The organism is Bacteroidia bacterium (assembly GCA_027493955.1).
Taxonomy (GTDB): Bacteria; Bacteroidota; Ignavibacteria; order SZUA-365; family SZUA-365; genus JAOSJT01.
Window position 1 is genome coordinate 2,994,421 of sequence record JAOSJT010000001.1, and the last position, 23,202, is coordinate 3,017,622.

13 protein-coding genes are annotated in these 23,202 nt (G+C 57.0%); 4 read left to right on the forward strand and 9 right to left on the reverse strand.

Annotated elements, in window-relative coordinates; all coding sequences use genetic code 11:
* Positions 1–91 precede the first annotated feature (91 nt).
* Entirely contained in the window at positions 92–301 is a 210-nt protein-coding gene (locus tag M5R41_11440) for a hypothetical protein (GenBank protein MCZ7557001.1), read from the reverse strand.
* Between the two features lie 83 nt (positions 302–384).
* Positions 385–744: a hypothetical protein gene (locus M5R41_11445; protein ID MCZ7557002.1), complete on the reverse strand. Its 360-nt coding sequence runs from the start codon at positions 742–744 to the stop codon at positions 385–387.
* 83 nt (positions 745–827) lie between these two features.
* On the opposite strand from M5R41_11445, the gene M5R41_11450 reads away from it, so the two are divergent.
* On the forward strand, positions 828–1,136 hold the full coding sequence (locus M5R41_11450) for a hypothetical protein (protein MCZ7557003.1): 309 nt from the start codon (positions 828–830) through the stop codon (positions 1,134–1,136).
* Positions 1,133–1,429 carry a hypothetical protein gene (locus M5R41_11455; protein MCZ7557004.1) on the forward strand — a complete coding sequence of 99 codons (297 nt, stop codon included), beginning with the start codon at positions 1,133–1,135 and terminating at the stop codon, positions 1,427–1,429. The genes M5R41_11450 and M5R41_11455 overlap by 4 nt, the downstream gene beginning before the upstream one ends.
* Before the next feature lie 295 nt (positions 1,430–1,724).
* On the opposite strand, the gene M5R41_11460 is transcribed toward M5R41_11455, so the two are convergent.
* From M5R41_11460 to M5R41_11490, 7 genes are all read right to left on the reverse strand, one after another.
* Positions 1,725–3,566: a T9SS type A sorting domain-containing protein gene (locus tag M5R41_11460; protein MCZ7557005.1), complete on the reverse strand. Its 1,842-nt coding sequence runs from the start codon at positions 3,564–3,566 to the stop codon at positions 1,725–1,727.
* Positions 3,567–3,798: 232 nt separating this feature from the next.
* Positions 3,799–4,446: a response regulator transcription factor gene (locus M5R41_11465; GenBank protein ID MCZ7557006.1), complete on the reverse strand. Its 648-nt coding sequence runs from the start codon at positions 4,444–4,446 to the stop codon at positions 3,799–3,801.
* 79 nt (positions 4,447–4,525) lie between these two features.
* The gene (locus M5R41_11470) at positions 4,526–7,792 is read right to left on the reverse strand and encodes a tetratricopeptide repeat protein (GenBank protein ID MCZ7557007.1); all 3,267 of its coding nucleotides are present in this window, start codon (positions 7,790–7,792) and stop codon (positions 4,526–4,528) included.
* Between the two features lie 367 nt (positions 7,793–8,159).
* The gene (locus M5R41_11475; GenBank protein MCZ7557008.1) at positions 8,160–12,356 is read right to left on the reverse strand and encodes a T9SS type A sorting domain-containing protein; all 4,197 of its coding nucleotides are present in this window, start codon (positions 12,354–12,356) and stop codon (positions 8,160–8,162) included.
* A gap of 201 nt (positions 12,357–12,557) precedes the next feature.
* A complete protein-coding gene (locus M5R41_11480; GenBank protein MCZ7557009.1) occupies positions 12,558–16,757 on the reverse strand; it encodes an SBBP repeat-containing protein in 4,200 nt (1,399 codons plus the stop codon).
* 201 nt (positions 16,758–16,958) lie between these two features.
* A complete protein-coding gene (locus M5R41_11485) occupies positions 16,959–18,869 on the reverse strand; it encodes a T9SS type A sorting domain-containing protein (GenBank protein MCZ7557010.1) in 1,911 nt (636 codons plus the stop codon).
* A 552-nt stretch (positions 18,870–19,421) separates the two neighbouring features.
* Entirely contained in the window at positions 19,422–21,320 is a 1,899-nt protein-coding gene (locus tag M5R41_11490; GenBank protein MCZ7557011.1) for a T9SS type A sorting domain-containing protein, read from the reverse strand.
* 707 nt (positions 21,321–22,027) lie between these two features.
* Here M5R41_11490 and M5R41_11495 point away from each other — a divergent pair.
* Both M5R41_11495 and M5R41_11500 read left to right on the forward strand, forming a co-directional pair.
* Entirely contained in the window at positions 22,028–22,390 is a 363-nt protein-coding gene (locus tag M5R41_11495) for a PadR family transcriptional regulator (GenBank protein ID MCZ7557012.1), read from the forward strand.
* Positions 22,387–23,178, forward strand: a complete 792-nt coding sequence (locus tag M5R41_11500) for a TSUP family transporter (protein ID MCZ7557013.1) — start codon at positions 22,387–22,389, stop codon at positions 23,176–23,178. Before M5R41_11495 ends, M5R41_11500 begins: the two co-directional genes overlap by 4 nt.
* The last annotated feature ends 24 nt before the right edge of the window (positions 23,179–23,202 follow it).

Sequence of the window (23,202 nt, forward strand, 5' to 3'; positions counted from 1 at the left end):
GCAGGAACACTCAAGTCCTACCTCTCTTCCACGAGTCAGTCTCAATAATCAGGGAACGGTGTTCCTCGTGGTCGTAACACGACCATTGGGGTCACCGGAGATCGAACATGTGCCTGACCCATCCCTTCTCCTCATGGATCTTTCTTGGCGAAAGCCCAGAGAAGTCAATCGCCAACTGGTTCGATTCTGGCGTTGCTCTCTCACCGTAGGTCTCTCGCATGAGCAGGAAAAAGCCGATGTCCACCTGCGAGTCGCCAGTGCAATCGATGAGCATGCCGTGCGGAAAATCTTGAAGCGTCATGGATGTACCTCCATTGTCTGTGATGATGAAAGATCTTTCACACATAACTATCCTGCAGGCGTGAGAAAAGATGAACGGATCAATCACCTCCACCTCTCAGTAAGGAGATCGTCGTCGAGACACAGATCGGTGATTTGTCTGATGATGTTCTCGACCTTGGTCGCCTGTCCGAGGAGTCGTCGCTCCTCCTCTCCGTCTCCAAGCTCTTGGATCGAAGTCCGCACGTCGTTGAGGAGCATACTGGCTCTCGAAAGAAATCCCCTCGCCATCATCCCGTCCACGCACCCGTCCTCAGCGAGACGCAAGAGATCCTGAGCTTGCGAGAGCAGTGAAAAGAACAAGGCTTTGATGTCCTCTACGATGGCGGTTCGTTCAACGATCTCGTGGATCAATCCACGAGTGCGGAGTCTTCGCTGGCGGTTCGGTGTTCGGTTGGGTCTCATGGTGTTCCTCCTTTCTCATAACTACACTTGAGACTCGTCAAGTGTAGTTATCGGAGAGACAGTCATAAGAACAGGAGGCAACCATGAACGACATCGACACCGCATTCACCGTATCCACCAACGTACCCGAAGAGGATCTACTCGCATTGACAGCGGCAGTAGACTCGTTGGGCTTCCAGCACCTGATCATCAATGGCTCTGTGATTGAGCGTGAGGATGGACGAGAACTGGTGGACTATATCCGACGAGCGACGATGTATCTGGGCTTCCTGCGAGACTGGATCGAGAAGGATGACATCGAGAGAATCTCGACGGCACCGATCTCGGAGTCTCAGACCCGTCGCCGCATTGCTCGTCTCCTGCGGTCGAGCACACAGGCGGTGCGATCATGAGCCAGAGGGTATCCTTGAGCGATGAAGTGGACTTGGGTGTACTGATCGCACTCTGCACCAACATCGACTCGCTGACGCAGGGAGAACAAGCAATGGCTGGTTCGGTCTCCGCATCACCGTGGGCGACCGATCTGACCGATTACCTTCAACGAGCGGTGGAATATCTCGATGCATACGGACAGCTTGTGAATGCCGCAGACTCGGCACGTCGCAAGAGAATCTCGCAGTTGCTTCGGAAAGTGAGAGACGAAAGCGGACTCAACCACGAAGGAGTGGTTGGAACAGATCGATGAGTTCCCGTGTCGCACGAGTTGGCGACAGGAAAAACGCTCGGAAACGCTCCAGTGCCTGATTCAAAGTGGTGGGAGAATCCTCGGTCTTGGTGTACCAAACGGATGAACGGCGTTTTTCGAACGAGAAACGCCGTTTTTCTTTTTGTGGAAAAGTGAAGCGGAGGCAATAGAATCAAGGGGTTGACGGTATTCGATCACCAGTGCGCCCTCCTTCCAACACGAGTTGGAAAGTAGTGCTGTGTTGAAAGGTGAGCTTGAATTTCCGGCTGCTTTGCCTTCTGCGCAGACGGGGCGGTCAATGCTGTACGATAACTTTGTGCACCGAAACAGCGGCGCCGGAACGCAGGACTGCGAAATATAGCCCGGACTGCAGACCCTTGATACTGATCGCCACCCGATGCGAGCCCTGCCGCAGATCGCCGTCGTGTAGCAGTCCGACCTGGCGGCCGAGATAATCCATCAGCTCGAGCTGTACATAGCCGTCGTGCGACAGACGAAAGCGCATGGTCCCATCACTCGTGACCGGATGCGGTTGTATTGAAGTGATCTCGACCCTCTCCGGGAGAGCGGCTGGCGCATCGACCGCGACAGGAGTACCGTACTCCACTCCGCACACGATGGCGTGGACAAGCGAATAATTCTTGCTCCCTCCGCCATAACCCCAGAAATGGTCTGAAAGCAAGCCAATACCTTCAAGCCACTCTCGGTGTGTAGAATGATCCGTAATGACATAATTGTGCAGTACGTAAAAGCGCGGGACGCCCCTGTCCGTTCGCGTCGAGGTGTCGGACACAAAGCCCGATGGCGTCATCGAACCCAGAGAGGCATCGCTCTGGATCAGGCACAGGTCGCCGTTCGCATTATATTGATACACTCCGCTTTCATCGCTTCGAAGCAATCCGCGCAGCGGTCCCCATCCGCTGAACCGGTAGTAGCGGCGGCCTGCGATCATTGTATCGGCGGTAATGGTCGAGGTAACGAGCTCATCGATATTCCGCTCATCCTCCTCGTGACGATACACATAGCGATTGCCGACGCACAACGGGAGATACTCTCTGCGTGTCGTGTCGCGGTTGTACAGCGTGTCGCGGAGCACGGCGCTGTTCAAGGTCAGAATGAAATCGTCCTCCTGCGCAAAGAGCTCGCCGAAGCGATCCGAAACGATGAATTGCATGTTCTTTCGTTTGATGTGATAGGCCTTCGTCGGCATGCCGAAGACTGTTGTGTCCAATGTACGGACGACGTCCCAGATCGTATTGTTCAGAAGCACTTCCTTACCCTTCGGTATATAGGCGGGATACATCTGCATGCGCTCACGACCATACAAGGTGATGAAGTTCGAAGCATCCACGAACATCTCATAATAATCATACGTGGATATCCAAAACATCGGATGGTACTTTGCGTTGATACACCAGGTTTCCACTCTCGCGGTAGAACCGTGCGCACGCGACGCAACGATGAAGGCTTTCGAGTGGAGCACTCTGTTTGATTGTTCGGGCGTCACCTTGTAGACAAGGATGTCGCCGGGCCCGTAGGGGAGCTGGAATTCCGCGGGCTGCACATCGAGAACAGGGTTCCGGTATCCGCCGGTGTGGAGAAGCAGATAGCGATAGGATCTATCCGTCATGGCATAAATCCCCAGACTGTCGGCCCAGGTGATGGTGCCCCGTGTTCCGTATCTGACGGTTACGGTGCGCCGTATAACGCCGCCGTGCGCTATGCTTCCGGTATCGATAAGCTCCCCGTCCCGCAGTGCTTCATGCCGGCGAACGACGGCGGGGATCAGCAAACGATCAACCAGCATTCCGTTTGCGGTGTCCCGCAGTGAATGCAACCCGTCGCTGTCGTTACGGTACCACCCATCCGCCGTGATGGTCCGGCCGGGTATATACATGCGATACCAGATGTGACCGTAGAGCATTCTGCTTTCGCCGATCCGCATCGTTTTTCTGTCATCCGGGTCTTCGGCATACTCGTACTCGCGCAGCGTATCCAGCGGAATGTACATCCGTATCGTGTCGGCGTCGCTATCAGAGGATGTGCGCACGGGAGAATGGGATTGCGCGAACAGCAATTGCGCCCATGCCAGCATGAGCACCGCCGCGCACAAGACGAACCGTGTGATCGTCAACATCGACACCTCGTCGACAGGGAAATTGGGAGAAACAGGCAGAGATCTGGTACAACGTGAAATGTACTCCCGCTTGCCGGGAAAGTCAATGCGTGATGAATGGTCCGGATTCACCAGCATTGATCTCAGGGAGAATGCCGGTTTTCGTTTTGCGGCAAGCGCGCCGGATGTGTGGTGCAGGTGAGCGTTGAGGAACTCAATTGCCGGTTGCGCCCCCGGGCGCACTCCAGCGGTGTTACGCAATATCCAGCAACGACTTGTTCTCCAGAGCATACCGCAGGAGCGCATAGCTGCCCGACAGATTGAGTTTATTGCAGATCCGTTCGCGGTGATGCTCGATGGTCCGCGGACTCAGATGCAGTTCTTCCGCGATCTGATTGGTGGTACGCGAGGAGGCGATAAGGCCAAAGACTTTCCGCTCGGAGGGCGTCAGTTCGCTGAGCGGATGCTGGGGCGTCGATTTCTGTCCGCGCATCACGTATTTGTTCAGCGCCGGACTGATGTAGTATTCGCCGCTCAGCACCGCTTCTATTCCCCGGATGACGTCCTCTCCTGCGCTGTCCTTGAGCATGTAGCCCATTACGCCGAGGTCCATTGCGCGGTTGAAGATCGACTCCTGATTGTACATGGTCAGAATAAGGATCAGCACCCCGATGCCTTCATCGCGGATTGCCCTGGCTACCTCGAGCCCGCTTTTCTTCGGCATCTCGATATCGAGGATCAACACATCCGGTACGTTGATACGCAGGCAGCGGAGGACTTCTTCGCCGTCGCCAGCCTCACCAGCGATGACGAATCGATCGTGCTGTTCGAGTATATCGCGCAGTCCATCCCGCACGATGGGATGGTCGTCGGCGAGAAAGATAGAGATCGGGGATTTCATGGCGGCCTGGACGCTGGAGGTTGAATATTGAATGCTGAAAAAACTACTGTCGTGAACGTGTTGTGGCATCGAAGACCAGTCAGGATAGTTCACCTTCTGCGAATGTTGCCGGCGTGCTGCTCAGGGGAATGTCGATCAGGACGGACGTTCCCCTGCCGGGGGCTGATTCTATGGTGCACGATCCGCCGATGATTTCCGCCCGCTCGCGGATGCCGTTGAGCCCGAGACTGCGATGCGAGCGGCCGGGGCCTCGCGTGTCGAACCCGATGCCGTCGTCGCGTATGGTGACGATGAGCCGATCCGCCTCGCGTCTGACGCGAAGCTCGCAGGACTGAGCCTGCGCATGTCGGAGGACGTTGCCCACCGCTTCCTGGACGATGCGGAACATATGAATCTCATCCGTCTTGCCGAGCAGCCCGTCGATATCATCCACATGCAGATCGAGACGGATGTTTGTGGGCTGAAACACTTCTTCGGTGGTCTCGCGCAGGGTTTCGCTGAGTCCAACGCGCTCGAGCTGAATCGGGCGGAGATTGTACGCGATGGCGCGGATATCGTCGAGCATGCTCGCGGAGATGGTTGTGGCTTTGGACAACGGGCGGCGAAGCTGTTCGGGCAGCGTCGTATCGTTCAGGGCGCGGTGCAGATTACTCTTGATGACCATGGCCTCCTGCCCCACGCTGTCGTGAAGTTCGGAAGCGATGCGCTTGCGTTCGAGCTCCTGTGCGTCGATCAATTGCCGGGCGAATTCGAGCTGGATTTCTTTCTGGCGGCGGTCGTGTTCCGCTTGCAGCCGCAGCGCCTCCGCCTCCGCCGCCTGCGCCTGATACTCAGCAGCCTTCGCCTGAAATTCGGCCGCGGCAGCGCGCAGTTCGGAGGCCTTGCGTTTTTGCCTCGCCTGCTTGTAGCCCAGCAGACCGACTACTAACAGCAGAGTCAGTCCGCCAATCATACCGCCGGTGAACTGCTCCTGCCTGCTGAGTATCGATGCCTTGAGCTGGTTGTCGGTGCGGAGCAGCGTCGCTTCCCGCTGCTTCCGCTCGTACTGCTCTTTCTGATAGGCGAGGTCGAGCTCGTGAATATCCTTCTCCTGTTCGAGAAGCTGAATCTGCTGCAGGCGTTGCGAGGCTTCAAGTTGCTGACGCCGTATGGCCTCCTGCTGCAGGCGCAACGACGACTGCTGACGGAGGAGTTCCAGACCGGAAATCGATTTATCCTTTTCGAGGAGAGCGATGCGTTGCTCGCGCTGCGCCGTCTCATATGCGATGTTCAGCTCGTGCAGCCGCAGCAGGTTTGCGCGGTTGAGCACCGTATCCTTCGCTGTCGCGAATTGCTTATAGTGGGAGAAGGCGCGAGCCGTGTCGCCGCGTCTCTCGTACAGGCTGCTGAGCGCCCGGTGCGCATCGCGCTCCCTGTCTGCGAATCCGTTCTTCCGTGCAAGTGTGCAGCCACGTTCGAGGAACAGCGCCGCTGCGTCATAATCGCCCTGGCCAAGATATATCTGCCCCTCCTCGATCAGGTCATTACTGACGGCTCGATCGCCGCGACCCTCGCGAAGACGGAGACTGTTGCTGAACGCATCACGCGATTTCTCTGCCTCCCCGATGGATCGGTACAGCGCCCCAAGCTTACTCCATACCCTGGCCCGGGCGAGTCGGTCATCCGTCTGTTCACTGATCCGCATCGCGCGGCGAAACATCTCCAGCGCACGGTCGGAAGCGCCGTCCGCCTGCAGGCATTCGCCGGCGAGCAGCGCTGCGTTCATGATCTCGATTTTGTCGCCGGTTTCTTCGTGCAGTGCGATAGCGCGCATTGCATAAGACAACGCTTTTCCGATCTCGCCGGCTGCGAGGAGCGGTGCCGTCATGCGCTGATACGCTTGTGCCTGGAGATCTTTCCGTCCGATGCGTTCGGCGATTGCGCTGCCCTTGAGAAAGCACTCCAGCGCCCTGTCCATCGCTCCGAGACCGTGGTGGACCATCCCGATGCGCAGCCAGCTTGCAGCGACGTTGTCCTGTTCATCGACCTCATTGAAAAGACGGAGCGCATGCTCGTTGGCCTCGAGCGACAACGTATATTCTTCCCTGCTGCGGTACAATTCGCCGATATTCGCCAGGCTCTGTGCTATCCCTGCTTTGTCGTCGAGAGACTCGCGAATGCGCAGCGCAGTAGTGTAGTATTCCAGCGCCTTGTCGGAATTCCGTTGAGTTTTTTCGAGCGACCCGAGATTGTTGAGCGCACCGGCCATCTGGTACTTGTCGCCCAGCTCCTTCCACATAGAGTAGCTCTCATCGTAGCACCGTCGCGCATCGACGTAGTCGCCGCGCAGTTCCTGCACGAGGCCGAGATTTTCCATCGCCGAGGCGATGCCGTTTTTATTCCCGATGTCCTGATAGATGTCGAGCGATTCTCTGAAATAGAGCGCCGCGCTGTCGTACATTGCGCGGGTACGGAACACATTGCCGATGTTGTTCAGCGCCATGGCGATGCCGGACGGCTGCTGAATCTTTCGATAGGATTCCAGGCTGCGAGTGTAGAGCCGCAAGGCCGCAACGAGGTTACCGCGCCTGACTTCCACGTTGGCGATTGCATTCTCAACGCCAGCGATTTCCGCGGGAGCCTGGAGTTCTTTGGTGATGGTGAGCGCCTGCTCGAGGAAACGCATCGCATCTCCATAACGTCCCTGGGACTCATGGATCGAGGCAATATTTTTCAGGACGGTGGGGAGTCCCCGTCGGAAATTGGTCTCCGTCCACAGCGCCAGCGCACGGTTGAGGCAGCTCAGCGCCGTATCGAGCCGGCCCAGCCGCATAAGCGTGGTGCCGACGTTATTCGCCGACATGGCGATGGCCTGTTTGTCGCCGAGCGATTCGCGGATGCGCAGTCCCCGGGAGAAGTAGTCAAGCGAACGCTCTGTGCCGCCTTTCTTCCCGTGTATGTCCCCGGCCATGTTCAGCGCAACCGCTATCCTCTTCTGATTGCCAAGTTCTTCCTGTATCTTCCGGAATTTTTCCAGATGTTCCAGCGCCTCGTCGTAGCGGCCGGCGTTCAGCGAGAGTCGGCATCGCTGATATTCGCACTCGGCGATCCACTCTTTCAAACCGAGCTTTTTCGCCATTTTCGCCGCCTGATCGAGATAAGGCAGTGCATCCTTCGTGCTGACAAGACTGGTGTAAGCAGAGAGATTGACCAGGACCTCCACCTTCGTCTTGTCGTCCTTCTTGAGCCCTGCGAGAACGCGCTTCAGACTGTCGATATGCGCGGGCTGAGCGAATGCGGGGATGGAGGCCAACAGCAACGCGAAGAGCAGCACGACGGGCATGGCTGCGCGGAAAGTGAGTGACAAGAAACCTGGCGAAGGGTGCAGGACGGGGTGCACGAGACAGGATGCGTCCGCTGCCGGCTTGCACGTCTGCACACACCTCCGGTCCGCGGTGGACGCGTATGCCGCGCATTGAGGAATGACGGGTTCTACGCACGGAGGACAGGAGATGGATCGGACACAAGTCTCGGGGTATCGGGAGGTGGCACTCATTGCAGCTCCATCAGCTCTATGGATAGTGCAGGCTCTATTGTGCGAAGGGTATTTCGGATTCATGGTATCCATATTCGAAACTGCGGGAAGATGTACTATTCTACTGCATTTTTCCACGTAATTCGGTCCTGTATATGCATGATACTCGACACATTGTTTTTCGGACGCGTGCCTGTCTTTACCTAACGACACTCAGCCTTTTCACCTTCACCAATCCGGCCGACTCAAGCCGTACCATATACATTCCTGCAGGTAATGCCGCCGCGTCGAACACGACTGAGTGCATACCGCCCTGGCGTATACCATCCTCCACCACCGCCACTTCGCGGCCGAGTGCATCATGGATGGTCAGGCGGACGTACGCTTCGGCGGCAAGCGAGTAGGTGAAGATCGTTGCGGACGCTCCGGCTTCGCCGTTGTATACGGGATTCGGATAATTCTGCGCCAGAGAAAATGCCGGATCCGACGACTGCAGCACGGTCACTTCGTGACTCACCGTCTCGGTGCCGTCCGTGTCGATCTGGCGGAGACGGTAGGCCAGCGGTGTCCCGGCCGGGATACCGGTCTCGATCGCATCGCTGAATGCGTATTCCTGCCCGGCCATGGTCGTGCCGCTTCCCGGGACGAAACCACGGGACCGCCATGGCCCGGATCCGACCCGCCGCTCGACGATGAATCCCGCGTTGTTCGTCTCCGACGCCGTGCTCCACGTAACTATCGCCGCACCGGCCTCGAGCCGCGCCGAGAAGGAAAGCAGTTCCACCGGCAGATTCGCCGCGCTGTCGGCAATTGCGAAGGGCGAGAAAGCCGTCACACCGTACACGGTACGGGTGTACGGATTGCTGCCTGCCGTTGGCCCAGGCGGCTGCAGCGCGTACCAGGTGCTGCCGTTGAAGCGGTGGATCATACTCCCGGTTCGCAGAAAAGCCGGCAGTTCGTCGTTGAGGTACCATTGAAGCGTGATCGTCGCGTCGCTACCGCCGGGATTCCCCTCCTCGATCACCCAGGTGCGTCCGACCGCATGCGAGGTGAGGACGGTTCCCGAGAGACCCGCAAGCCGCAAATCTGCAACGGCGCGCACGCGGAACGCGTCCGCTGTGCCGGCGTTCGTGAGCGACACGGGAGTGTAGCTCACATGCGACGCTCCGACGGGAAAGAGCACAGCGCCTGTCCGTGCTCCCGTGCCGATGCCGTCGATAACGAGCGAACCCGTGTCCGATGTCACGATATGCGAGGTAAAGCTTCCGCCGGAGATCGCGGCTGTCGGTCCGAGACGAATCTCTCCCGCTCCCGCATCGATATTGCCGCTGCTGAGGATGAGCGCATCGGTGATTCCGAGCTGACCGCCCACGAGCGTGCCATTGGTGTTGTTCATCTCGAGGGCGGAGAGCGTCACGCTTGGAATGGAAATCGGGGTCTGTCCGCTTCCGGCGATCACGACTGTATCTCCCGAACCCGGTGTGGCACACGGATGATTCCAATTCCCGGGAGTACTCCATTCACGTGACACTGCGCCGGTCCAGACCAGGTGCGTCGTATCGGCGGAGTAAAGCACAAGCTGCGTTGCCACCGAGGTGTCTTTGCAGGCTGCAGGAGATGTGAGTATCACGCGATACAATCCCGGTAAGGCCGCCATGTAGGTGGCGTTGATTGCGCCACCGATTGCATTGCCGTCCCTGAGCCATTGATATGTATATCCCGATCCTCCGGAGGAAGTGAGTGCTATAGAGGTACTGGGGCAGAGAGGTACAGCCCCTGCCGGTGTGATACTGGCACTGGGCCTGGGACCGATGGTGAGATCCGAGCCATTGTCGGTACCGGTCCAGGGAAGGATTGAGGCTACGACGCGGATGCGGTAACGGGTACCGAGTACAGCATTCACAGGTAACAAGCAATTGATGCTTCCGGATTGCGTCCCTGCTAGGGTGCCGATAGCAACAGGCGTCGAGAAAGACCCTGTCGCATCCGAAAGTTGTGCGGTGAAATTATTCCCCGAATTGAATACTCCTGTTGCGGTGAAGCTGACCTGCAGCATGGAACCGGCACAGAATATCGAGGGATTGACTGCAGCGGTCTGGAGAGCCATTATGTTGTTGGTAAAATGACCGTACTGATTGAACGATGCAATAAAGGCGTTGTTAACCGGCGAGATGTAGATAGGATTAAATAAGGGCAACCCTGGTCCGGCGTTACCGACAACAGTTACCGCACCACCGGATCCGACTGTACAAGAGTATCCATAGTCGCCCCCCGTCCCCCCATAATACGTTGACCAGAGGCATCCACCGCCAGGGCTGAAAGCTGTAATGACCACATCAGGACCACCTGCATTCGAGGCTTGAAACGCATTCATCGTGGGGTAATTTGCGCTACTTGCCCATCCGGCCACATATAATGAACCGCCGCTGTCGCAGTCAATACCGAGCATCGAATCCGTATTCGAACCGCCCAAGAATGTCGACCACATCAGGGTGCCAGTGCTGGAGAACTTCACAACGAATCCGTCGTCCTGTCCTCCGCCATATACACTTTGAAATGCTCCATACACCGGGAAATTCACATTGCTCGTCTGGCCGGCGATAGACACATTGCCGCTCCCATCCACGGTCATGTCGCGCAGTATTTCGTATGCGCTCCCGGAACCTCCGAAATAGGTGGACCAAAGAAGTTGTCTCCCCGGACTGAACTTAGACAACGCCAGATCGCCGCTCCCCGCACGTGTGGCCTGAAACGGGTTGAGCACAGGGAAATTATTACTTTCTGTTCCGGAGGCAACGTAGATTGAATTATCGAAACCGAAGGCGGCGAAACAGCCGTCGTCATCGGAGCCACCAAAGTATGTGGCCCAGCTTACTTGCCCAGTACTTGAAAACACCACGATGAATCCGTCGCTGGGGCCACTGAGATTCGATTGAAAGGGATTAGAGGTCGCCATATTCGAACTCTGTGTGACGAAACCCAGAACAATACTGCCGTTAGAAGCACAATCAGGGAACGCGAGTTGTTCGGAACCTGAACCACCAACGTACGTCGCCCAATTTCGGAGTCCGCTGGGGGTCAATAGAACGAGCACGCAATCCTTCTGACCGCCAAACGTCGTCTGATACGCTCCGGTGCTTACCGGGAAGTCTATACTTTCAGTCGTGCCTGCAATGGCGATATTGCCGGCCGGGTCGATAGAAACCCGATTCACGTATCCGTTGTTACCGAATTCCTGGCCGCTGCCTCCATAATACGTCGCCCATTGTACAGTACAACTCGCGGAGTACTTGATGACACACCAATCTATTGAACCCGCGACTGACGATTGAATGGCATTCTGCACCGGAAATCCGCCACTCGAAAAACCGACGGCAACGATATTTCCCGAGGCATCACAATCAACATTCCAAAAACCTGCTCCGGCACAATACGTCGCCCACGGATCAATCACGAGCAGCGCGTTCGGATCATAATTTCCAACGGAAAAGCCCACAACCTCGCCCTGGAGCGAGAATGCGGACGGCACTTCTGCCCCGTTCTGGTGTGTATACGGCTTCTTTTCGTTGATCTCGCCCAACGGCGTTTCTACCTCCAGTCCGCCATTATCGTTCACCCGGATATTCGTCGCGCCATCGTAGTGCATGCGGATATCTTTCGGATTTCCTCCCGGATGCACGATGAACTCGTATTTCATTTTTTGTTGATCGGAGTAGTACACCAGATCGATGTTGTCGTAGATGTTCTCGTACACCAGTTTCCCGTAGCTTTTCACATAGGTGATCCCGTCGGGACAGTGGGCGAGGTAGTAGTTGCTGTAGCCCTCCTGCTCGATATCATGCCGTATGCGCACATTCGCATTGCAGCCCTGCAGCTTCATATCCATCCTGTACACCGAGACCTGCTCCGGCTCCCGGTCGCGTTCGTCAAGCGGGTCGTCGCTCATCCGCCGGCCAGCCTGATTGTCATCATTTTCCGTCCTGGTGAACACGTAACTCACACCGGTCGCCGTAAAGTACAACCTGGTCCCTCCCGCATCGGCCGTATAGCGAATCTCAGGCCGGGGCTTCCCATCCGTATCGGCGACTTGCCCGCGGTTCTCCGTGAAACGGATCGACGCAGTCGCCATGGCGGAACGGACTTTCTGCTCCGCGGCCGGATCGGCATCGCGCTTCATCTCCGCTTTCGGCAGAAGCACCGCATCGTAGAGTATCGGCGATCGCCTCGTTACCGGTAGTGTTACTCTGTCACGCGTCAACTCCGCATCGGAGGCCCTCGGCACACCGTTCACACGCACATTGTCCATTGCCGCCGAAAAATACGGCGATGCGGAAAAAGACACAGACATTGAGAGGAACAGCAGAATGAGCGTATGGAAGGCAGAAGCGCGTGTCATGTCGACCCCGGCTGATGTGGGAGTGAGGGATTGGTTATTTCTTCCTTAGGTGCTCAATGGCGAAAATACGGACTTCGTGTGAAAATTTCAGATAGACTGGTAAGAATTTTCTCGACCGGCGCATCGGAAACCCTCCGTGCCTTCCCCGGCGATGTGCACCGGGGAAAGCAGGATATTTCGGGATTTCGAATACCAAATCCGTCATCTGACGATATGCATCATCCTTGTCCGCACCACGCCCTGCGCCTCGAGACGGCACACATAGCTGCCGGCGGGAAGACCGGATGCGTTGAAGCTGATGCTCTGCGTGCCCGCGGGACGCACGCCTTCGACCACCACCGCCACTTCGCGGCCGAGAGCATCATGGATGGTCAGACGGACGTACGCTTCGGCGGCAAGCGAGTAGGTGAAGATCGTTGCGGACGCTCCGGCTTCGCCGTTGTATACGGGATTCGGATAATTCTGCGCCAGAGAAAATGCCGGATCCGACGACTGCAGCACGGTCACTTCGTGACTCACCGTCTCGGTGCCGTCAGTGTCGATCTGGCGGAGACGGTAGGCGAGCGGTGTCCCGGCCGGGATACTGGTCTCGATCGCATCGCTGAATGCGTATTCCTGCCCGGCCATGGTCGTGCCGCTTCCCGGGACGAAACCACGGGACCGCCATGGCCCGGATCCGACCCGCCGCTCGACGATGAATCCCGCGTTGTTCGTCTCCGACGCCGTGCTCCACGTAACTATCGCCGCACCGGCCTCGAGCCGCGCCGAGAAGGAAAGCAGTTCCACCGGCAGATTCGCCGCGCTGTCGGCAATTGCGAAGAGCGAGAAAGCCGTCACACCGTACACGGTACGGGTGTACGGATTGCTGCCTGCCGTTGGCCCAGGCGGCTGCAGCGCGTACCAGGTGCTGCCGTTGAAGCGGTGGATCATACTCCCGGTTCGCAGAAAAGCCGGCAGTTCGTCGTTGAGGTACCATTGAAGCGTGATCGTCGCGTCGCTACCGCCGGGATTCCCCTCCTCGATCACCCAGGTGCGTCCGACCGCATGCGAGGTGATGACGGTTCCCGAGAGACCCGCAAGCCGCAAATCTGCAACGGCGCGCACGCGGAACGCATCCGCTGTGCCGGCGTTCGTGAGCGACACGGGAGTGTAGCTCACATGCGACGCTCCGACGGGAAAGAGCACAGCGCCTGTCCGTGCTCCCGTGCCGATGCCGTCGATAACGAGCGAACCCGTGTCCGATGTCACGATATGCGAGGTAAAGCTTCCGCCGGAGATCGCGGCTGTCGGTCCGAGACGAATCTCTCCCGCTCCCGCATCGATATTGCCGCTGCTGAGGATGAGCGCATCGGTGATTCCGAGCTGACCGCCCACGAGCGTGCCATTGGTGTTGTTCATCTCGAGGGCGGAGAGCGTCACGCTTGGAATGGAAATCGGGGTCTGTCCGCTTCCGGCGATCACGACTGTATCTCCCGAACCCGGTGTGGCACACGGATGATTCCAATTCCCGGGAGTACTCCATTCACGTGACACTGCGCCGGTCCAGACCAGGTGCGTCGTATCGGCGGAGTAAAGCACAAGCTGCGTTGCCGCCGAGGTGTCTTTGCAGGCTGCAGGAGATGTGAGTATCACGCGATACAATCCCGGTAAGGCCGCCATGTAGGTGGCGTTGATTGCGCCACCGATTGCATTGCCGTCCCTGAGCCATTGATATGTATATCCCGATCCTCCGGAGGAAGTGAGTGCTATAGAGGTACTGGGGCAGAGAGGTACAGCCCCTGCCGGTGTGATACTGGCACTGGGCCTGGGACCGATGGTGAGATCCGAGCCATTGTCGGTACCGGTCCAGGAAGGATTGGAGGCTACGACACGGATGCGGTATCGAGTACCGGGTACAGCGTTTACAGGTAACGAGCAATTGATGCTTCCGGATTGCGTCCCTGACAATGCTCCGATGGCTGAGGGTGATGTAAACGACCCTGTGGCGTCGGACAATTGCGCTGTGAAAACATTTGCAGCGTTGAAAGTGCCTGATGCAGTGAACGACACGGGCAGAGATGCACCACCACAAAGCAAAGAGGGAATAATCTGCGATGTCAGTATCTGCATGGGCACAGACGAAAACTGGCCCTGTGCGTTCATGACGACGACGAACAGATCGTCATTACCGGCGTTAGCTGACTGATATGGGTTCAACGTGTACATGTTCATGCTAAACGTCCTTCCGATCCCTATCACTTCACCGGTTGAGCTACACGCTATTCCCTGGAACCAATCATTACCACTTCCTCCAAAATAGGTTGCCCATTGCAAAACGCCGCTTGACGACGCGGCAAGGAAAAATCCGTCATAGCCTCCTCCAATTGTGCTCTGGTGGGCGTTCAATACAGGGAGATTCGTGCTGTTGGTGGACCCGGTGACATACACTGCTCCGCTCGATGCGCAAACGATATCATCTACGTATTCGGTACCGCTTCCTCCAAAATATGTCGACCAATAGAGGGTTCCATTAGAGGAGAACTTTGAGATAAATGCATCATAGCCTCCTCCGTTATTTGTGGTTTGCCATCCGTTGGGAGCCGGCAGGTTGGAACTGCTCGTCGTGCCGTCCAAAAAAACATTACCTGCCTGATCCATGGCTACTCCTCGACAGCGGTCATCCCCTGACCCACCGTAGTACGTCGCCCACTCACGCTGTCCGGATGCATTGAATTTCACAAGGACGGCTTCACGGCCGACTCGAACAGACTGCCATGCATTCTGCAATGGAAAATTTGAACTGTCGGTAAAACCTCCCGCCGCGAGAGCGCCGGAAGGCGTGACAGAAATACGCGTCGAGGTATCGCTATCGCTCCCACCATAGTACGTTGACCACAGTAGCTGGCCGGAGGAACTGAATTTCCCTATCACCCAATCATACGCTCCTGAGAGAGACGATTGAAACGGATTCACCATTGGAAAGTTTGAGCCGTTGGTATATCCGATGAAATAGATGTTGTCATTGGCATCGCATTTCAAATCAGTTATAGTATCCACTCCGTTACTGCCGATGTATGTAGCCCAGACGCGAATACCGGTGTTTGATAATTTGATGATCGCACCTTCATCATTGCCTCCGGCGTGAGCCGCTTGAAACGCGCCAAAAGTTGTAGGAAAATTCGTGCTCTGTGTGCGAACTGAGACAGTGGCGTTGCCGGAATTGTCGCAAGCGAACGAAGGCCAGCCATCGGATCCGCTTCCCCCATAGTATGTAGCCCAACGTAATGACCCGGTCGGGGTGAACGAAATGATGGCAAGGTCTGATAAACCTGCGTGGGTCGATTGATGGGCGTTCATCACTGGGAAATTCGTGCTATATGTGTCTCCGCCGGTGAAGATGTTGTCATTACCATCTCGGGAAATCCAACCACAGTTCTCACCTCCCGATCCTCCGAAATACGTTGCCCACGGATCAATCACCAGCATCGCGTTCGGATCATAATTTCCAACGGAAAAGCCCACAACCTCGCCCTGGAGCGAAAAAGCGGACGGCACTTCGGCGCCGTTCTGGTGTGTATACGGCTTCTTTTCGTTGATCTCGCCCAACGGCGTTTTGACCTCAAGGCCGCCGTTATCGTTCACCCGGATATTCGTCGCGCCGTCGTAGTGCATGCGGATATCTTTCGGATTTCCTCCCGGATGCACGATGAACTCGTATTTCATTTTTTGTTGATCGGAGTAGTACACCAGATCGATGTTGTCGTAGATGTTCTCGTACGCCAGTTTCCCGTAGCTTTTCACATAGGTGATTCCGTCGGGACAGTGGGCGAGGTAGTAGTTGCTGTAGCCCTCCTGCTCGATATCATGCCGTATACGCACATTCGCATTGCAGCCCTGCAGCCTCATATCCATCCTGTACACCGTGACCTTCTCCGGCTCCCGGTCGCGTTCGTCAAGCGGGTCGTCGCTCATCCGCCGGCCAGCCTGAGTGTCATCATCTTCAGTCCTGGTGAACACGTAACTCACACCTGTCGCCGTAAAGTACAACCTGGTCCCTCCCGCATCGGCCGTATAGCGAATCTCAGGCCGGGGCTTCCCATCCGTATCGGCGACTTGCCCGCGGTTCTCCGTGAAACGGATCGACGCAGTCGCCATGGCGGAACGGACTTTCTGCTCCGCGGCCGGATCGGCATCGCGCTTCATCTCCGCTTTCGGCAGAAGCACCGCATCGTAGAGTATCGGCGATCGCCTCGTTACCGGTAGTGTTACTCTGTCACGCGTCAACTCCGCATCGGAGGCCCTCGGCACACCGTTCACACGCACATTGTCCATTGCCGCCGAAAAATACGGCGAAGCGGAAAAAGACACAGACATTGAGAGGAACAGCAGAATGAGCGTATGGAAGGCAGAAGCACGTGTCATGTCGACCCCGGCTGATGTGGGAGTGAGGGATTGGTGATTTCTTCCTTAGGTGCTCAATGGCGAAAATACGGACTTCGTGTGAAAATTTCAGATAGACTGGTAAGTATTCTCTCGACCGGCGCATCGGGAACGCTCCGTGCCTTCCCCGGCGATGTGCACCGGGGAAGGCAGGATATTTCGGGATTTCGAATACCAAACCCGTCATCTGACGATATGCATCATCCTTGTCCGCATCGCGCCCTGCGCCTCGAGGCGGCACACATAGCTGCCGGCGGGAAGAAGGGATGCGTTGAAGCTGATGCTCTGCGTGCCAGCGGGACGCACGCCTTCGACCACCACCGCCACTTCGCGGCCAAGCATGTCGTGTATCGAAATCCGAACAAGCGCTGATTCAGGCAGCGAGAAGGTGATCGCGGTAGACTGCATGCTTGCTGAGCCGAAGGGATTCGGGTAATTCTGCTCCAGCGCGAGTGATGTCGGTGCCGCCTGCCGCTCGCCCGCGCTCTTTGGAAGCGTGGCCAGATCGATCATGTACGGCTCCCAGCCGTACGGCTTGTCGTAGCCATGAAAGAAGAGCTTGTTGTTGACGACGCACATAGTGTATGGGATGTCGCTTGAGCCGATGTTGAACGTCGGGTCGGTGTTGATGTCGGTCAGCAGTTGGGTGGTTGTGCCGTTGCTGCGCCAGAGTTCGATGCCGTGCACGCCGTCGTCGGCCGGGAAATAAAGCCATCCGTTATGCGAGAAGAAACAGTGTTCATTCTCGGAATGCACGTCAAGCGTCATTGCACCCGGCCAGGAAATGTTCGGATACGAACCATGAACTCCCGGATTGATATCCGCCACACGCACCGTGTTGCCGCCCAGCGCCACGGGAATGCCGTCGCTCTTCCACAATTCCTGCCCGTGCTCAGGATCAAACGCCGAGAAGTACAGTGTTCCGTCAATAGCGGTGATCCAGCTTACATAGGCACTGTCGCGCGGTCCGGTGCCCGGGTGTATGTCGGCCACGACGTCCACCGTGTTCGTTGCAGGTATATAGCGCATGAGTTTATCGCCGTCGTTGGCCGTGCGGCCGGAAAAATAGACGATGTTGTTCATCACGGTCAGCCAGGCCGGCAGGCTGCTCTCCGCACCGGGGAAAATATCCATGACGCGCGTCGTGCCGACGGAAGTGCCGTCGGACTTCCAGAGCTCGTACCCGCTGCTCCCGTCCGTCGCCGTGAAGTAGATGTAATCGCCGACTGAGACGATCCGGTTCGCATCATAGGCCAGGGGCCAGTTCCCGGAAATAGCGGGAACGCATCCCGACCCCGTGCCCGGGTTGATGTCCTTTACCATGACCGTGCCCGCGGCGGTGCCGTCGCTTTTCCACAGCTCTTCGCCGAACTTCGTCGACGGGGCGCCTTTCTTCACGGCAACGTAATCCTTGAGAAAACAGTAGGCGGTGCCGTTGTGCACGGTCAACGCGATTTTGTGGCTCCCGTGTGACTGGAATGCTTTGTTCGTGGTGAGGCCGCTGGTACCTGAGGAGGTGCCGTTCGTCACGAAGAGGCCGTAGATACTTACATAGTACGACTTCCACGGGAAAGACTCCCAGAACCCCCATGCGGCGGTGAAAATGACCTTACCGTTCCCGAGCATATGATAATAAGACGGATTGCTGTGCGGGACCTTGGTGGAGGTCAGTAGATCGCGGACGAGCACCGTGCCGGCGGTCGTGCCGTCGGACTTGAACAGTTCCATTCCGACGGCGACGCTCGGCGCGGCAGAAAGATACACGGTTCCGTTGACATTGCGCGGCGTGCCGGCATAAGCAGGTTCATTGGCCATGAAATAGAAATCCTTGATCCGTCTCGGACTCGGTGAGGCGGCCGTGGCGTCAATGCCGTAGAGCGAAGTGCTCATGCCGTCGGTTGCCGCGAGAATCAGTTCGTTACCGAGCGACGTGAACGAGCCGCACCAGGACCACGCTCCCTCGCCGTTGACGACGAGCTTGTTGATGTCGAACAATACGGGGTTCGCGATGGGCATCTGCTGTGCCGGACTCTGCGTAACAATGCCTGCAAGCATCAGCAGGAACAATGCGATACAATGGAATGAACGATTCATGTCTGCTCCTTTCGGCTGTATGGTTGTGAGATTGCGATGAGTCCTGCTGTTGATTACTGTGAGTCGGCTCTGCTTCTGCTCCGGGTGCCGAAGCTGTGCACGAAAGCGCGGTATTTCGTCCTGTCGCATCTGCGGCTGTTGCGGTCAGGGTTTGCTTAACAGATATGAGGGCCCTTTATTTTTAATACAAAGATAGCGACCGGGATCAGGTGCGGGAATGGGTAGTTTCACCCTTTTTGTATAGGTGGTAGCACCCATTTTTTCATTGTCGGGGAGGGACGATTTACGATTGACGATTTCGGATTGCGGATTGGGGATTGGGGATTAGGGACGGATGGCATGGAAGCAGTCGCTCGAGTCGATGATGCCGGGGGCATGGCTTTCTTGCGCTCTCTCAAGCCGGCAGTGTAAATCATCAGGATCGCAACGAAGAAAAAAAGCGGATTGATATGAGGAAGTCCCCTGTGACTGAGGATACGGAATGTATGTCTTAGCGAAAATATTACAACGGCCACAACCCGGCGCATGCGGATTGTGGCCGTTTCATGTATGCTACTTCATGAGCGACATCTTTCCGGAGAGTACGGAGCCGTTGGCTTCGAGACGGTAGAGATACAAGCCGCTCGGGAGATCGCGCGGCGCGTCGAATATGACGCTGTGCGTACCGGCCTCCTTCATCCCGTTTTCGAGCTCAGCGACAACGCGTCCGAGTGCATCGAAAACACGGAGCTGAACGCGGGCGTCCTGCGGAATCGCGTAGCGGATTGTGGTTGTCGGATTGAAGGGGTTAGGGTAGTTCTGCTGCAGTGCGAGAGACGACGGTGTCGCCTGCCGCTCGCCAGAGCTTTTTGGAAGCGTGGCGAGATCGATCATGTACGGCTCCCAGCCGTGCGGCTTGTCGTAGCCATGGAAGAACAGCTTGTTGTTCACCACGTTCATGGTGTACGGAATATCGCTCGAGCCTCCGTTGAACGTGGGATCCGTATTGATATCGGTCAGGAGCTGTGTTACTGTTCCGTTGCTGCGCCAGAGCTCGATGCCGTGCGTGCCATCGTCGGCCGGGAAGTATATCCAGCCGTTGTGCCAGAAGAAACGGTGTTCGTCCATGGAATTGGCTTCCATCGTCTCGGCACCAGGCCAGGCGATATTCGGGTACGATCCATGAATTCCCGGATTGATATCCGCCACACGCACCGTGCTGCCGCCCAGCGCCACGGGAATGCCGTCGCTCTTCCACAATTCCTGCCCGTGCTCGGGATCAAACGCCGAGAAATACAGTGTGCCGTCAATAGCCGTCATCCAGCTTACATAGGCACTGTCGCGCGGGCCGGTGCCCGGGTGTATGTCGGCCACGACGTCCACCGTGTTCGTTGCAGGCACATAGCGCATGAGTTTGTCGCCGTCGTTGCCGTTGCGGCCGGCGAAGTACACAATGTCGTTCATCACCGTCAGCCAGGCCGGCCATCCGCTCTCGGCGCCCGGAAAGATGTCAGCCGCGCGGACTGTGCCGGCCGCTGTGCCGTTGGTCTTCCACAGCTCGTAACCGCTGCTGCCATCGGTCGCTGTGAAATAGAGATCGTTGCCCACGGGGACGAGCCGACTGGATGCGCTTGCCAGGGCGACCCCCGCATTGTTGGAATATGCCAGCACACATCCCGAGGCCGTTCCGGGATTGATGTCCTTGACCATGACGGTACCGGCTACCGTACCATTGCTCTTCCAGAGTTCCACCCCATATTTAGAAGATGGCGGACTGCCCTTGATGTAGTCCTTCATAAAGCAGTAAGCAATACCGTTATGCACGGTAAGAGCCATGATCTCGCTATTGTTGCCTAACACGAATGATTTGCCAGAACTGAGGCTTGCGGTACCGGAGGACGTGCCATCCGTCACGCCCAGACCAATGAGCTCGACATACCACTGCGGTCGTTCCTGCCAGAATCCCCACGCGGCGGTGAAGATGGTTTTGCCATTCCCCAACGCATGAAAGTTCCCCGGCTGGCTGTGCGGGTACTTGGTGGACGTCTGCAGATCCCGGACGAGCACGGTACCGGCGGTGGTGCCGTTGGATTTGAACAGTTCCCGCCCGACTGTAGCGCTCGGCGCAGCCGGGAGATATACGGTGCCGTTGACGTTGCGCGGCGAACGGGCGTGCGGGTTCTGGTTTGCCACGTAATAGAAATCCTTGATCCTTCTCGGTACCGGAGCGGCGACGGTGGCATCGATGCCGTACAATGCGGTGCTCATGCCATCAGTTGCCGCGAGTATCAACTCGTTTCCGAGTGAAGTAAACGGACCGCACCACGACCACTCACCTTCACCATTTGTGACGAGGGGATTGATGTCGAAGAGCACAGGATTCGCGATGGGCTGCTGCTGCGCCTGACTCTGCGTAACAATGCCTGCAAGCGTCAGCAGGAACAATGCGATAAAATTGAATGAACGATTCATGTCTGCTCCTTTCGGCTGTATGGTTGTGAGATTGCGATGAGTCCTGGTTGATTGCTGTGAGTCGGCTCTGCTTCTGTTTCGTGTGCCGGGGCTGTGCGAGGGGAAGCGGCACTTCGTCCTGTCGTATCGTGGGCAGTTGCGGTCCGGACCTGATTAACAGATATGAGGGCCCTTTATTTTTAATACAAAGATAGCGTCCGGGATCAGGCGCGGGAATGGGTAGTTTCACCCTTTTTGTATAGGTGGTAGCACCCATTTTTTCATTGTCGAGGGACGATCTACGAGGAACGATCTCGGCGATAAGAAGAAAGAGCGGAATTGATCCAATGCCTGCTCCAAACTGCTTGGAGAGTCAGGCGTACTGGTGTACTCAAACGGATGAACGGCGTTTTTCGAACGAGAAACGCCGTTCATCTTTTTGTGGAAAAATGAAGCGGAGGCAATAGAATCAAGGGGTTTGCGATACTCGACCACCAGTCCCCTCTCCTTGCAGATCGAGCTGGAGAGCGAGGCGACAGGACGGACTGCTGCAGGAGCGCGGAAAAAATATCCTGTTGTGTGCGCGGTGATCGGTTCATTCGTGACTCTGTACACCAGGTATGGACCGAGGTTTCCATCCAACATTTCCATCCAACGGGGCACAACTGTTCTTTGATGTATTACGATTATCGTTTACATTTACCGTAATACATCACAGGAGAACAGATATGAACGATACACAACGAAAATACTTGCAGCGCGAGATTCTGCTCTCGTTCTGGAAATTGCATATCCTTTATCACGCGGGGGAGGAGCCGCTGCTGGGGCAGTGGATGCTGGAGGAACTGCGGCGGCATGGCTACGCGGTGAGTCCCGGTACGCTCTACCCCATACTGCATCGCATGGAGGAAGCGGGCCTATTGAGCGGATCCACGGGTGAGGGACGGGGGAGCCGCGCGCCCCGCTGGTATTCGCTTACCGACGATGGACGAGCGCTGCTGGACGAGGCGCTCGTGCAGCTTCGCGAGCTCTCCGGGGAAATTGATCCCGCGCAGCATCGCGTCGGAAAAAAGCACGGGGGGACGGCATGACATCCTTCATCCTCGTTGCCCTGATCGCGCTGTTTGCCGCCGGTCTCACACTGTACTCCGGCTTCGGGCTCGGAACCCTGTTGCTGCCGGTGTTCGCATTGTTCTTCCCTATCGAAGCGGCCGTGGCCGCAACCGCCGTGGTGCATGGCGCGAATAATGTATTCAAGCTCTTTCTGGTCGGTGGCCATGCGGACCGCGGCATTGTGCTGCGCTTCGGCGTCCCCGCCATTCTCGCGGCCTTCGCGGGCGCCGCGGCGCTGGGCTTCGTTGCGCATGTTGACGAAATCGCACGCTACAGCATCGGCGGCAAAGACGCCGTGGTCACGCCGGTGAAGCTGCTGCTGGGCCTCATGATGCTGTTCTTCGCGCTGTTCGAACTGCTGCCGCGGCTGCGCGCACTGACCTTCGATAAACGGCATCTCGTCATCGGCGGAATATTGTCCGGATTCTTCGGGGGATTTTCGGGGCATCAGGGCGCGCTGCGCTCGGCCTTTCTCGCCAAAGTCGGCATCGATACGAAAGCGTTTGTGGGGACGAACGCCGTCATCGGCTTTCTCGTGGACGCCGCGCGTATTATCATGTACGCCGCGTTGTTCGTGTTCGCCTCGGCGGACAATCCCCTCGGCGCCGGACAATGGCCACTGATACTCACGGGTATTGCCGCGGCCTTCGCCGGTGTGCTGCTCGGGACACGCTTCCTGCATAAGATCACCATGCACACGGTGCAGACCATCACCGGTATCATGCTGATCGGAATAGCGCTGGCGTTGGGCGCGGGATTGATCTGATCCCGTACGGGATCATCCGAGTGG

Coding starts and splice junctions, on each gene's coding strand:
- M5R41_11440 (MCZ7557001.1), bottom strand. CDS start 301: ATGACGCTTCAAGATTTTCCGCACGGCATGCTCATCGATTGCACTGGC.
- M5R41_11445 (MCZ7557002.1), bottom strand. CDS start 744: ATGAGACCCAACCGAACACCGAACCGCCAGCGAAGACTCCGCACTCGT.
- M5R41_11450 (MCZ7557003.1), top strand. CDS start 828: ATGAACGACATCGACACCGCATTCACCGTATCCACCAACGTACCCGAA.
- M5R41_11455 (MCZ7557004.1), top strand. CDS start 1,133: ATGAGCCAGAGGGTATCCTTGAGCGATGAAGTGGACTTGGGTGTACTG.
- M5R41_11460 (MCZ7557005.1), bottom strand. CDS start 3,566: ATGTTGACGATCACACGGTTCGTCTTGTGCGCGGCGGTGCTCATGCTG.
- M5R41_11465 (MCZ7557006.1), bottom strand. CDS start 4,446: ATGAAATCCCCGATCTCTATCTTTCTCGCCGACGACCATCCCATCGTG.
- M5R41_11475 (MCZ7557008.1), bottom strand. CDS start 12,356: ATGACACGCGCTTCTGCCTTCCATACGCTCATTCTGCTGTTCCTCTCA.
- M5R41_11480 (MCZ7557009.1), bottom strand. CDS start 16,757: ATGACACGTGCTTCTGCCTTCCATACGCTCATTCTGCTGTTCCTCTCA.
- M5R41_11485 (MCZ7557010.1), bottom strand. CDS start 18,869: ATGAATCGTTCATTCCATTGTATCGCATTGTTCCTGCTGATGCTTGCA.
- M5R41_11490 (MCZ7557011.1), bottom strand. CDS start 21,320: ATGAATCGTTCATTCAATTTTATCGCATTGTTCCTGCTGACGCTTGCA.
- M5R41_11495 (MCZ7557012.1), top strand. CDS start 22,028: ATGAACGATACACAACGAAAATACTTGCAGCGCGAGATTCTGCTCTCG.
- M5R41_11500 (MCZ7557013.1), top strand. CDS start 22,387: ATGACATCCTTCATCCTCGTTGCCCTGATCGCGCTGTTTGCCGCCGGT.